Annotated in this window: 12 protein-coding genes; 10 read left to right on the top strand and 2 right to left on the bottom strand. The window is 72.1% G+C overall.

Annotated elements, in window-relative coordinates; all coding sequences use genetic code 11:
• Positions 1-78 precede the first annotated feature (78 nt).
• The 7 genes from ABZ815_RS28255 (at position 79) to ABZ815_RS28225 (ending at position 6,061) form a co-directional block, all read left to right on the top strand.
• Positions 79-342, top strand: coding sequence for an HPr family phosphocarrier protein (locus ABZ815_RS28255; protein WP_357703026.1), 264 nt, complete (start codon positions 79-81; stop codon positions 340-342).
• A complete protein-coding gene (gene ptsP, locus ABZ815_RS28250) occupies positions 339-2,003 on the top strand; it encodes a phosphoenolpyruvate--protein phosphotransferase (protein WP_357703024.1) in 1,665 nt (554 codons plus the stop codon). The genes ABZ815_RS28255 and ptsP overlap by 4 nt, the downstream gene beginning before the upstream one ends.
• Positions 2,004-2,073: 70 nt before the next feature.
• Positions 2,074-3,369, top strand: a complete 1,296-nt coding sequence (locus ABZ815_RS28245) for a glycoside hydrolase family 3 protein (protein WP_357703022.1) — start codon at positions 2,074-2,076, stop codon at positions 3,367-3,369.
• A 59-nt stretch (positions 3,370-3,428) separates the two neighbouring features.
• Positions 3,429-4,076 (top strand): HAD family phosphatase, encoded by a 648-nt coding sequence (locus tag ABZ815_RS28240; RefSeq protein WP_357703020.1) that lies wholly within the window; start codon positions 3,429-3,431, stop codon positions 4,074-4,076.
• A gap of 31 nt (positions 4,077-4,107) precedes the next feature.
• Entirely contained in the window at positions 4,108-4,620 is a 513-nt protein-coding gene (locus ABZ815_RS28235; protein WP_357703018.1) for a hypothetical protein, read from the top strand.
• A gap of 12 nt (positions 4,621-4,632) precedes the next feature.
• Positions 4,633-5,259 (top strand): HAD hydrolase-like protein, encoded by a 627-nt coding sequence (locus tag ABZ815_RS28230; RefSeq protein WP_357703017.1) that lies wholly within the window; start codon positions 4,633-4,635, stop codon positions 5,257-5,259.
• A gap of 94 nt (positions 5,260-5,353) precedes the next feature.
• Positions 5,354-6,061, top strand: coding sequence for a haloacid dehalogenase-like hydrolase (locus ABZ815_RS28225; RefSeq protein WP_357703015.1), 708 nt, complete (start codon positions 5,354-5,356; stop codon positions 6,059-6,061).
• Between the two features lie 35 nt (positions 6,062-6,096).
• Here ABZ815_RS28225 and ABZ815_RS28220 read toward each other — a convergent pair whose 3' ends face one another.
• Positions 6,097-7,704, bottom strand: a complete 1,608-nt coding sequence (locus ABZ815_RS28220) for a penicillin-binding transpeptidase domain-containing protein (RefSeq protein WP_357703013.1) — start codon at positions 7,702-7,704, stop codon at positions 6,097-6,099.
• An 86-nt stretch (positions 7,705-7,790) separates the two neighbouring features.
• Between ABZ815_RS28220 and ABZ815_RS28215 the strand changes: the two genes are divergently transcribed.
• From ABZ815_RS28215 to ABZ815_RS28205, 3 genes are read left to right on the top strand one after another with little or no spacing between them, the layout of a single operon-like run.
• A complete protein-coding gene (locus ABZ815_RS28215) occupies positions 7,791-8,720 on the top strand; it encodes a LysR substrate-binding domain-containing protein (RefSeq protein ID WP_357703011.1) in 930 nt (309 codons plus the stop codon).
• A complete protein-coding gene (locus ABZ815_RS28210) occupies positions 8,717-9,574 on the top strand; it encodes a serine hydrolase (protein WP_357703009.1) in 858 nt (285 codons plus the stop codon). Before ABZ815_RS28215 ends, ABZ815_RS28210 begins: the two co-directional genes overlap by 4 nt.
• A 58-nt stretch (positions 9,575-9,632) precedes the next feature.
• The gene (locus ABZ815_RS28205) at positions 9,633-11,594 is read left to right on the top strand and encodes an acetoacetate--CoA ligase (protein ID WP_357703007.1); all 1,962 of its coding nucleotides are present in this window, start codon (positions 9,633-9,635) and stop codon (positions 11,592-11,594) included.
• A 13-nt stretch (positions 11,595-11,607) separates the two neighbouring features.
• Here ABZ815_RS28205 and ABZ815_RS28200 read toward each other — a convergent pair whose 3' ends face one another.
• The gene (locus tag ABZ815_RS28200) at positions 11,608-12,243 is read right to left on the bottom strand and encodes a GNAT family protein (RefSeq protein ID WP_357703005.1); all 636 of its coding nucleotides are present in this window, start codon (positions 12,241-12,243) and stop codon (positions 11,608-11,610) included.
• Between the last annotated feature and the right edge of the window lie 198 nt (positions 12,244-12,441).

Below are 12,441 nucleotides of genomic sequence, written 5' to 3'. Positions count from 1 at the left end.
CCGGCCCGACCGCGAGCGGCCGGCCGCCATTCAAGCAGGGGTCCAGCTGGTCTGGACCGGGTAGAGAAGGAGAGGCTCATGGGTGAGCGCAAGGTCACGGTCGCGGCGGAGGTGGGTCTGCACGCCCGTCCCGCGGCGACGTTCGTGAAACGGGCCCAGCTGGCCCCGATGGACATCAGCGTGGCCAAGGCCAGCGGCGGAGGGGCGCCGGTCAACGGCAAGAGCATCCTCGCGATCATGGCGCTCGACGTCCGGCAGGGCGAGACCGTCGTGATCAGCGCCGAGGGCGACGGCTCCGAGGAGATCCTGGACGAACTGGCCACGATCGCCGGAGCGCCATGAACCTGCGGGGGGTTGGGGTCAGCCCGGGCATCGGGCACGGCCCCGCGTACGTTCTGACCGCCTCTGTGCCCGAACCCCCCGAGGGCAGCACCTACACCGGTGAGGCGGAACAGGAGAAGGAGCGGGCGACGGCCGCGCTCTCACAGGTCGCGGGCGAGCTTGAGGCCCGCGGCAACCAGGCGGGCGGCGAGGCCGAGGAGATCCTCAAGGCGCAGGCGCTGATGGCCGAGGACCCCGGGCTGGTGGTGAAGGTCAGAACCCTCATCGACCGGGGTCTCGCCGCTCCGCGGGCGGTCTTCGAGGCGTTCACCAAATACCGGGACGTGCTCAGCGGGGCCGGCGGATACCTGGGCGAGCGGGCCGCCGACCTCGACGACATCAGGGACCGGGTGATCGCCCTGCTGACCGGGCACCCGATGCCGGGGCTGCCGGTGGCGCCCGAGGAGCCGTACGTGCTGGTCGCGGTCGATCTGGCGCCCGCCGACACGGCGTTGTTGTCCCGGCGGCACGTGGCCGGGTTCGTCACCGAGCAGGGCGGGCCCACGAGCCACACCGCGATCATGGCACGGGCGATGGGCGTGCCCGCCGTGGTCGCCTGCCCCGGGGCGACCGGCATCCCCGGCGGCGTCCGGGTGCTGGTGGACGGCACGACGGGCGAGGTGAGCCTGGAGCCGTCCGACGACCACGTGGCCGGGGCGCGTGACGCGGCGGCGGCGAAGCAGGCGGCGATCAGCGCGGCCAAGGGGCCGGGCCGGACCGCCGACGGGCACGCGGTGCCGCTGCTGGCCAACGTCGCCGGCCCGGCCGAGCTGACGGAGGCGGTGGCCGCCGGGGCGGAGGGTGTCGGGCTCTATCGGACCGAGTTCCTCTTCCTCGACCGCGCCGACGCCCCGGCCGTCGAGGAGCAGCGGCGGGCCTACCGCGCGGCGTTGGAGGCCGTGCCCGGCGGGACCGTGGTCGTGCGCACGCTCGACGCGGGCGCCGACAAGCCGCTGCGGTTCCTGCCCGCCCCCGCCGAGCCGAACCCGGCGCTGGGCGAGCGCGGGCTGCGCCTGTTCAGGCGGTTCCCCGAGGTGATGGACGCGCAGTTGCGCGCGCTGGCCGCGGCGGCCGAGGACGCGCCGGCCGAGCTGCTGGTGATGGCGCCCATGGTGGCCACGGCCGAGGAGGCCGAATGGTTCGCCGACGCCTGCCGGGCGCGCGGGCTGTCCAAGGTGGGCGTCATGATCGAGATCCCGTCCGCGGCGCTGCGGGCCGGGCAACTGGCCGGGATGGTGGACTTCGTCTCGCTCGGCACCAACGACCTGGCCCAGTACGCCTTCGCCGCCGACCGCCAGCTCGGCACGGTGAGCGGGCTCCAGGACCCGTGGCAGCCGGCGCTGCTCGACCTGATCGCCATGTCCTGCGGCCACGGCAAGCCGGTGGGCGTCTGCGGTGAGGCGGCCGCCGATCCCGCTCTGGCGTGCGTGCTGGTCGGGCTCGGGGCGACCACGCTGTCGATGGGGGCGGGGGCTCTGGGGGCCGTACGGGCCGCGCTGGCCGCGCACACGCTGGAGCAGTGCAGGCTGGCGGCGCGCAACGCGCGGGCCCAGGTCACGGCCGCGAACGCGCGCGCGGTGGCGCGCACGCACCTGCCCGGGCTCGCGGCGCTGGGGGTGTGAACGGGGCGTTTTGGGGCCGCAGGCCTCGGACGGGCCTCGGACGGGCCTCGGCATGGATACCTTGGAAGGCATGTTCAGACGGATCGGCCCGGCAGGGCTCCTGGTGTTGGCGCTGACCGCGTGCGGCGGCGGGGGTGGCGCCCCGGCGAGCGCGGCCCCGGCGAGCGACGGGGCCACCACCCCCGTGGGGAGCACGACACCACAGAGCCCGCCCCAGGCCGAGGCCGACCCGGTGCTGCGGGCCCTGCGGCGGATGACCCTGGAGGAGAAGGTCGGCCAGCTCTTCATGCCCGTCCTGTACGGCACCGCCGCCGACACCGTCTCCGGCGAGAACCAGGCCCGCTACGGCGCCCAGACCCCGGCCAAGGTGATCGCCCGCTACCACCTGGGCGGCGTGATCCTCTTCCCGGCGAACGTCAAGTCCACCGCCCAGGTCGTCAAGCTCACCAACGGCCTCCAGGAGGCGTCGAAGAAGGTCCCGCTGCTGGTCGGCACCGACCAGGAGAACGGCCTGGTGTCCCGCATGTCCGCGCTGATGACCGAGTTCCCGGGCGCGGCCGAGATCGGCGCCACCAAGGACCCGGCGATGTCCAGGGCCGTGGCCAGGGCGACCGGCGAGGAGCTGCGGGCGCTCGGGGTCAACCTCGACTTCGCGCCCGTCGCCGACGTCAACATCAACCCGAGGAACCCGGTCATCGGCAGGCGGGCCTACGGGAACGACCCGTCCGCGGTGGCGAAGATGGTCGCGGCGGCGGTCAAGGGCTTCGGCGACGCCAAGGTGGCGTCCACGGCCAAGCACTTCCCGGGCCACGGCGACACCTCCGTCGACAGCCACACCGGCCTGCCGGTGATCAAGCACACCATGGCCCAGTGGGAGCGGATCGACGCGCCGCCGTTCAGGGCCGCCGTCGGCGCCGGGGTCGACGCCGTGATGAGCGCCCACATCGTCTTCCCCAAGCTCGACCCGTCGGGTGACCCGGCGACGCTGTCCAAGCCCATCCTGACCGGCCTGCTGCGGCAGAAGCTCGGCTTCAAGGGCGTGATCTCCACCGACGCGCTCAACATGGAGGGCGTGCGCAAGAAGTACGGCGACGGCGAGGTGGCCGTGCGCGCGGTGCTGGCCGGGGCCGACCTGCTGCTCATGCCGTACGACCTGGGCAAGGCGTACCAGGCGGTGCTGGGGGCGGTGAAGTCGGGGCGCGTCTCGGAGGACCGCCTCGACCAGTCGGTTGTCCGGCTGCTCAGGCTCAAGCAGAAGAGGGGGCTGCTGTCCGCGGCGCCCGTCGCGTCGGCGCAGGCGGCGGCCGGTGTGCTGCGGTCGCCCGAGCACCGCAAGCTGGCCGCCGAGGTGCGGGCCGCGGGGTAGGCGCGAAAGCCGATTCGCGGGGTTCTATCCTAGAACCGGATTCGAGCGAGGAGGCGGTCGTGGTCGCAGGGGTGCTCATCGACTGGGGTGGCGTGCTCACGACCAGCCTGACCGACTCCATCGCCCGGTGGCTGGCGGCCGACCGGATCGACGCCGAGCACTACCGCTCGGTGATGCGCGAGCTGGTCGACCACGCCTACCAGGGCGGTGAGGGCCAGAACGTCGTGCACGCGCTCGAACGCGGCGAGCTCGACGGCCCGGCCTTCGAGCGCGACCTGGCCGCCCGGCTGCTCACCGTCGACGGCGTGCCGCCGGTGGCCGAGGGGCTGCTGGAGCGCATGTTCGCGCAGTTCGAACGGGTCGACGCCATGTACGACATGCTCCGCGACGTACGGAAAAATGGGGTTAAGACGTGTTTGTTGTCTAACTCCTGGTCGAACACCTACCCCCGCCACGAATGGGACGGCCTCTTCGACGCGGTCGTGATCTCCGGCGAGGTCGGCATGCGCAAACCCGAGGAACGCATCTTCCGACACGCCCTCGACCAGGTCGGACTGCCCGGCGAGCAGTGCGTCTTCATCGACGACATCGAGGCCAACATCCTGGCCGCCCGCGCGCTCGGCATCACCGGAATCCACCACCGCGACGCCGACACGACCCTCACAGAGCTGGAGTCCGTTCTCCGGCTCACGCTGCGACGGGCATGATGGTGCCCTTGCGATTTCGGAAAGGTTCGTGATGCGCGTCTATCTGCCGTGCACCCTCCCCGCCCTCGCCCGCGCGGTCGAGGCAGGGGAACTGGGGCCGGCCCCCCTGACCGGTTACGCGGTGACCCCCGCGCTGACCGAGTGGTACGCCTCGGGCGACACCGAGGAACTGGAGTACGTCGCACTGACCGAGGCGGCCCGCGCCTCGCTGCGCATGCTGGCCGCCGACCGCGCCGACGGCGTGGCCGCCGGGCCCAGGCGGGTGGTGGTCGCCGCCGAGGTGCCCGACGGCTCGGTCTCGGCCGGCGTCGGCCTGGAGGAGCGGGCCCGCGTGCGGCTCGCCGCGGCCGTCCCGATGGCAAAGGTGGCCGCGGTGCACATCGACGACCATGACGCTGCCGCCGACATCAAGGCCGCCGTCGAGGCGCTGCCTGCCTCCGACGACGGCGACGACGACGCCCGGTTCACGGTCGACGGCGCGGAGGCCCATGAGCTCATGTGGTATGCCACCCAGGAGATCCCGGACCTGCTGCGTTCAGAATAAGCTTGATGGGACATGACAAAACACATCATCTGGGATTGGAACGGGACGCTCTTTCACGACGTCGAGGCCGTCGTAGGTGCCACCAACGCCCTCTTCAAGCCGTACGCGCTGCCCGAACTGACCGCCGACGGGTTCCGCGCGGTCTACACCCGCCCCATCTGGGTCGCCTACGAGCGCCTGCTCGGCAGGCCGCTGGCCGAGGGGGAGTGGGAACTGCTGGACGACGGGTTCCATGAGCACTACTTCAGGCTGAGCGCCGCCTGCGGCCTGGCCCCCGACGCCGAGGTGGTGCTCGGCGGCTGGGCCGGCACCCAGTCATTGTGCTCGATGGCCCCCCACGCCCATCTGGTGCCGATCGTCGAGTCCTTCGGCATCACCCGGCACTTCACCCGGGTCGACGGGCTGGTCGGGAGCACGGGGGGTGAGAAGGCCGTGCACATGACCACGCACATCCAGGCCCTCGACGTCGATCCCGGCGAGATCCTGGTGATCGGCGACAGCGTCGACGACGGGCTCGCCGCGCGGCACGTGGGCGCGCGGGCGGTGCTCTACACCGGCGGCATGACCTCGCGGGCCGAGCTGGAGGGCACCGGCCTGCCCGTGGTGGACACGCTCGCCCAGGCGCTCCAGTACGCCTGAGGGGCATGCCGGATCCGCCTCGGGGGAAGCCCCGGGGCGGACGGCGGCCGTACCCTTGCCGGTAACCCCTCAGGAGGTCGCCATCAACCGCCTTGTGCTCTGGAACGTCGATCTCACCCTGGTCGACGTCGCCATCGTGACCCGGGACGCCTACGCCGAGGCGTTCCGCGCCGTGACCGGCCGGCCGCTGGTCAAGCTCGTGCCGCCGCTGGGCCGTCCCGACTCCGAGATCGTCTTCGAGACGCTGGCCGTCAACGGGATCCAGGCCGAGGACGACCACCTGCCCAGGTTCCTGGCCGCGCTCGCCCTCGCCTTCGCCGACCGGCGCGGCCGGCTGGCCAAGGAGGGCCGGATGATGCCGGGCGCCAAGAGCGCGCTGAAGACGGTGGCCCGGCTCGACGGCGTCGTGCAGTCGGTGCTGACCGGCACGATCAAGGGCAACGCCGTGCACAAGCTCAAGGCGTTCGGGCTGGACAAGTACGTCGACTTCGAGCTCGGCGGCTACGGCGAGGAGGTCTACCCCAAGGCGACGCTGCTGCAGGTCGCTCAGGGAAGGGCCAAGCAGCGGCTGGGCACGCCGTTCACGGCGGCCAACACGGTCGTGATCGGCGACTCCACGCGTGACGTGCAGGCGGCCAGGATCGGCGGGGCCGCCGTGATCGGGGTCGCCTCCGGGCGGTCCACGGCCGCCGAGCTGCGGGAGGCGGGCGCCGACCTGGTGCTGCCGGACCTGTCCGACGCCTCGGAGGTGCTGGCCGCCGTGAACGGCCTGACCTCCCCCCTGGACCGCAAGGCCGGCTGACCCGCCCTGCTGACCTGCGCCCCCCGTGCGGTGGATCAGGGCAGGGCGGTGAGGAAACGGGCCGCGACGGGGGCCGCCACGGCCGAGCCGGCGCCGCCGCCCTCCACGACCACCGCGAACGCCACGTCCCCCTTGTAGCCGATGAACCACGAGTGCGCGGGCGGCTCCTTGCCCGAGCCGTACTCGGCCGTCCCGGTCTTGCCCGCGGTGCCCGGGGGGAAGTGCGCGGCCTTGGCGGTGCCGTCCGTGACGACGGCGGGCATGAGCTTGCGCAGGGCGGAGACCACGCCGCGCTCCAGCGGGCGCGGGCGGTCGTCGGAGACCATCCCCTTGGGCACGATCCGCGGCGGGATCCAGGCGCCCGAGGCGATGGCGGCGGCGACGGAGGCCATGTTGAGCGGGCTGGCCAGCACCCGGCCCTGGCCGATGGAGGCCGAGGCGAGGTCGGTGTCGTCCTTGGGGTCGGGGAACTCGGCCCGCACGGCGGGCACGCCCGGGTTGATCGCGGTGCCGAAGCCGAAGCTCCTGGCCACCTCGGCCAGCCTGCCGCCGTTCAGCTCGGCCACGCTCATCTCGCCGAACGTGGTGTTGCACGAGTGCGCGAAGGCGTCCTGGAAGGAGAGCGTGCCGTAGTCCTTGAAGCCGGCGTTGTGGAAGGGGAAGCCGCCGATGTTCTTCTCGGCCGGGCAGGTGACCGTCCTGGCGGGCTCGACCCCGTCCGCGACCAGCGCCGAGGCCGTGACGACCTTGAACGTCGAGCCGGGTGGATACTTGCCCAGCAGCGCCCGGTTGAAGCCGCCGGGCTTGTTGACGACGGCCAGCATCTCGCCGGTCGAGGCGCGCAACGCCACCAGCGAGGCCGGCTTGGTCACGCCTTCGAGCGCCGCGGCCCCCGCCTTGTGCACCTTCAGGTCGATCGTGGTGGTGAGCGGCTCGGTGCCGCCCGGCTTGACCAGCGTCTCGACCAGCTCGTCGCCCTTGTAGAGGCCGATGATGGAGTCGCCGCTCCCGTTGAAGCGGTCGGGGTAGGTCTGCTTGATGCCCTCCACCAGTTGCTGCACCGAGCCGGGGGCGTCCGCGCCGCCGATCTCGGTGCCGTCGGCGGCCCGGACGCTCACCGCGTCGCGTTTCTGGGCGACCAGGCGCAGCGAGAGGCCCTTCTTGAGCTGGGGATGGAGGACGGCCGGGGTCCAGGCGACCTTCCACGCGCCGTCCTGCTCGACCACCTTGAGCCGGCTGCTGTACTTCCAGTCCCGGCGGCCTTGCAGGTTGACGTTGAAGCCCAGGTAGCCGTCGTCGTCCGGGCCGTCGTCGGCGAAGGGGCCGGTCGACCGGGAGCGGGAGAAGGTGGCCTGCTCGGCCTTGAGGTCGGTGCTGAAACGCCGGTGCCAGGCCTCGAAGTCGGTGGGCGGGTCGGCGACGAGCCGGCGCATCTTCGCATAGTCCTTGACGGACCAGGCCGAGAGGTATTCGTCGGTCGTCTGCTCGGGTGAGCCTTCCGTCCGCAACAGCCAGATGGTGGCCCCCGCCGCCACGACCAGCACGAGAAGGACTGCCAGGAGCAGCGGCCACCTGCGCCGCCGTCGGCGGCGCGGCTCCTCCGGCCGAAGTCGCCCGTACAGGGCCCCCGTTTGTGATGCCATGGCCTGAGGACACCAGACAGTGAGACGTCCCGTCCAATATTGATATGACGGCTACATAGATATAAATCTGGATATAGTGGCTGGTCATGGACCTGGTCCGGCATCTCCGCTACTTCCTCGTGGTGGCGGAGGAACTGCACTTCGGGCACGCCGCGATCCGCCTCGGCATGGCCCAGCCGCCGCTCAGCCAGCGCATCAAGCGCCTGGAGGAGGAGCTCGGCGTGCCGCTCTTCGACCGGTCCGCCCGCCAGGTGCGCCTGACCGAGGCCGGGCGGCTGCTGCTCGGCGAGTCCCGGGAGATCGTGGCCAGGGTCGAGCGGCTGCGCGAGCTGGCCCGCCACGGCGACGGCGGCGTGCTCAAGATCGGGGTCCCGCCCGACCTGGCCGCCTCCGTGATCGCCGCCCTGGTCGCGGGCTTCCGGGCGGCGAATCCGGACGTACGGCTCGTCCCCGCCGAGATCTGGACGGCCCACCAGGTGTCCGCGCTGGCCGAGGGCACGATCGACGTCGGGCTCGTCCGCCATCCGGTCGCCGCCCCCGGCCTGGACTTCGGCCAGGTGCTCGTGCAGCCCCAGGGCGTGCTCCTGGCCGGGGACGACCCGCTGGCCGAGGCCGGCGAGGTGCACCTGACCGAGCTGGCCGGGCGCGAGCTGCTGATGCCGCCCAAGGAGGGCGAGCCGGGCTGGCACGCAGAGACGCTGGCCGAGTGCCGCCGGCACGGCTACGTCCCCGCCCAGGTGCACCAGGGCGCCGGGCTCGGCCTGGTGCTCGCGGGCCAGGCGGTGGCGTTCGGGCCGAAGGCGGACGTCCCTGGGCTGGCGTGGCGGCCGCTGCTAGGCTCGCCGATCGCGTGCCGGGTCTCCACCGCCTGGCGAGCGGCGACGGGCACGAGGAAGGACTGGGTGGCCGAGTTCTCGGCCGTTGCCGTACGCACGTTGAAGGAGAGCGCCGGGATGACCGACGAGGGCGCCGCGCCCGCGCGGCGGATCAGCCGGAGGCCGGGGATGCTGGCATGAGCGATCCCGACTACGCGGCGCTGTTCCGGATGGCCGGGGTCACCGGCTGGCTGCACGCCTGCGACATCGACTCAGGGCGGGAGGCCGGGCACGACGCCGACGAGCCGGTGCCCCTGGCGTCGGTGTTCAAGCTGCCGCTGCTGGTGGAGTTCTGCCGGCAGGCCGACGCCGGGCTGCTGGACGCGACGGCCCCGACGACCGTCACGGCCGACCGGCGGGTCTCGGGGCCCACGGGCCTGTCGGCCATGCTCGACGACGTGACGATGTCGCTGCGCGACCTGGCGTACCTGATGATGGCGGTGAGCGACAACACCTCCGCCGACGTGCTGCTCGACCGGGTGGGCATGGAGGCGGTCAACACCATGCTGGACGCCTTCGGCCTCGACGGCACCCGGCTGCGGCAGAGCGGCCGGGCCCTGTTCGAGTCCATGGAGCTGGACACCGGCCACGGGTGGCCGTACCTGGATCCCGACGACATCTCCCGCCTGCGGGTGCTCGACCCGGCGCGGACGAACCGCAGCACCCCCCGCGAGATGACCCGCCTGCTCTCCATGATCTGGCGGGACGAGGCCGCCACGCCGGAGTCCTGCTCCTGGATGCGCGCCGTGCTCAACATGCAGGTGTGGCCCCACCGGCTGGCCTCGGGCTTCCCGTACGACGACGTCGAGGTCGGCGGCAAGACCGGGTCGCTGCCGACGCTGCGCACCGAGGTCGGCGTGGTCGAGTACCCCGACGGCGGCCGGTACGCGGTGGCGGTGTTCACCCGCTCGTCCAGCACGGCGGTCATCCAGCCGCGCGCCGACGCGGTGATCGGCACGGCGGCGCGTATGGCGGTGGACCACCTGAGGAGGTAGCAAGTTATGTGGGAGGTCAGGTATGACTTTCCACCTACCGGGCGACAGGATGGGGCACATGGTTGCTGAAGGTGCGCTTCTCTGGGAGCCGACCGACGAGGTCGTGGCCGCCGCCAAGCTGACCCGCTACCTGGAGTGGCTGGGACGGTCCGGAGCGAGCTACGAGGAGGTGTGGCAGTGGTCCGTCGACCGTCCTGAGGACTTCTGGACGTCGGTCTGGGACTACTTCGACGTCATCGGGGAGCGCGGTGACGGGCCGGTGCTGTCGGGCGAGATGCCCGGCGCGACCTGGTTCGCGGGAGCCTCGGTCAACTACGCCGAGAACGCGCTGCGGCGTACCGAGGGCACCGCCCTGGTCTTCGTCTCCGAGGACGGCGCCCGCCAGGAGCTGACGTACGCCGAGCTGCGTGACGAGGTGGCCCGCGTCCGCGCCGGCCTGGCCCGGCTCGGCGTCACCAGGGGCGACCGCGTGGCCGGCTACCTGCCGAACATCCCGCAGGCCCTGATCGCCTTCCTCGCCACCGCCTCGCTCGGCGCGATCTGGTCGGCCGGCTCGCCCGACTTCGGGGTGCCGAGCATCGTCGACCGGTTCAAGCAGATCGAGCCCAAGGTGCTCATCGCGGTCGACGGCTACCGCTACAACGGCAAGACCTACGACCGCTCCGACGCCGTCAACGAGATCGCCGCCGAGCTGCCCACGCTGCGCGCCACGGTCTGGATCCCCTACCTGTCGGCGGCCGGCGACGGCCGCGCCCCCCAGCAGGCCGAGCCCGGTGCCGCGCACACGCGTTCGGTGCCGCACGGCGAGGTGATCGGCTGGGAGGGGCTGCGGGCCGAGGCGGGGCCGCTGGAGTTCGACCGGGTGCCGTTCGGCCACCCGCTGTGGATCCTCTACTCCAGCGGCACGACCGGGCTGCCCAAGCCGATCGTGCACGGGCACGGCGGCGTGCTGCTCGAACACCTCAAGTCGCTCGCCTTCCACCAGGACCTGGGCGAGGAGGACGTGTTCTTCTGGTACACCACCACGGGCTGGATGATGTGGAACTACCTCATCGGCGCCCTGCTGGTGGGGGCCACGCCGGTGCTCTACGACGGCTCGGCCACGCATCCCTCGTCCGCGGCGCTCTGGCGGATCGCCGCCCAGGAGCAGGTGACGTACTTCGGGGTGGGGGCGCCGTACATCATGGCCTCGCTGAAGGAGGGGATCCGGCCGACCGGGCTGGAGCGGCTGCGCGGCATCGGCTCGACGGGCTCGCCGCTGCCGCCCGAGGGGTTCGAATGGGTCGCCGCCGAGCTGCCCGGTACGCCGATCGGGTCGTTCTCCGGCGGCACCGACGTGTGCACCGGGTTCGTCGGGGCCACGATGCTCCACCCGATCAGGGCGGGGATCATCCCGTGCCGGTCGCTGGGGGCGAAGGTGGAGTCGTACGACCCCAAGGGCGAGCCGGTGGTCGGCGAGGTGGGCGAGCTGGTGCTGACCCGGCCGATGCCCTCGATGCCGGTGATGTTCTGGAACGACCCCGACGGGCGGCGCTACTTCGAGAGCTACTTCGACGTCTACCCCGGCGTGTGGCGGCACGGCGACTGGATCAAGATCAACGAGGACGGCGGCTGCGTCATCTACGGCCGCTCCGACTCCACGCTCAACCGTGGCGGCGTGCGCATGGGCACCAGCGAGTTCTACCGGGTCGTGGAGCGGTTCGACGAGATCGCCGACAGCCTGGTGATCGACACCGGCCAGCTCGGCCAGGAGGGCCGCCTGCTGCTCTACGTCACCCTCGCCGAGGGCGCCGAGTTCGGTGAGCAGCTCGAACGCGCCCTGTGCGCGGCCCTTCGCCAGGAGCTGTCGCCCCGGCACGTGCCGAACGAGATCCGCGTCGTGCCCGGCATCCCCCGGACGCTGTCCGGCAAGAAGCTGGAGGTGCCCGTACGCAAGATCCTGCTCGGCACGCCCGTGGAGGAGGCGGCCAACCCCGACGCCATGGCGAACCCGGAGGTGTTGCGGCACTTCAGGCCGTAGCGACGGCGGATGCTCAGGGCTCCAGGCCGAACAGGGGCAGGCAGGCGTCCAGGTGGTGGATCTCGATGTCGGGCGACGGCGACCAGTCCTCGCGGGCCATGCGGAAGCGCCGGGTGACGACCGGCTCGCCCTTGCGCGCGTGCACGGTGACGCCGTCGTCGCGGTAGCCGAGCTTCCTGGTCACCGCCAGCGAGGCGTGGTTGTCCTCGAACGCCTCCGTCACGGCATGCCGCGCGCCGAGCCCGGCGAAGGCGAAGTGCAGGACGGCCCTGCGCATCTCCGTGCCGATGCCGAGGCCCTGGAAGCGCCGCCCCAGCCAGGAGCCCGTCTTGACCTGCCGGGCCACGGGGAAGCTCGTCGCGGTGATGCCCTGGGTGCCGACCACCTGGCCCTCGTGCACCGCGACCAGCTCCACCGACCAGTCGTCGGCGGTGAACCCGGCCCAGCTCCTGAAGTGGTACTGGACCGTACGGCGTACCCGCTCGGCCGGGGCCGCCTCGGACCACGGGCGCAGGAACGGCATGAAGCCGGCGTCGTGGACGCCCTCGGCCGCCCGGTCGGCCAGTTCGTCGAGGTCGTCGAGGGTGGGGTGCCGCAGTTCCAGTCGCGGCGTGGTGATGGAGAGCTCGAAGAGCGGCCAGTTACGCATATCTCGGCATACTTCCACCCGTGCTGACGCTCGCGCGACTCGTTTTTTGCCTGCCCCCGATTTTCTCCGGAAAGGTTTTGCCGAACGGTGTGCGTTCCGGGCTTCGGCTTGGCTAAGGTTGGGGCTGTTCGGAGGGGTGAACAGAGGTCCGGGTGGGTGAACGCGCAGCTCACTCCCCGGCTTCTGGAGGAAAGGCGG

It is taken from the genome of Nonomuraea sp. NPDC047529 (genome assembly GCF_040642995.1).
Classification (GTDB): Bacteria; Actinomycetota; Actinomycetes; order Streptosporangiales; family Streptosporangiaceae; genus Nonomuraea.
This window is presented reverse-complemented; position numbering and strand designations above follow the sequence as displayed.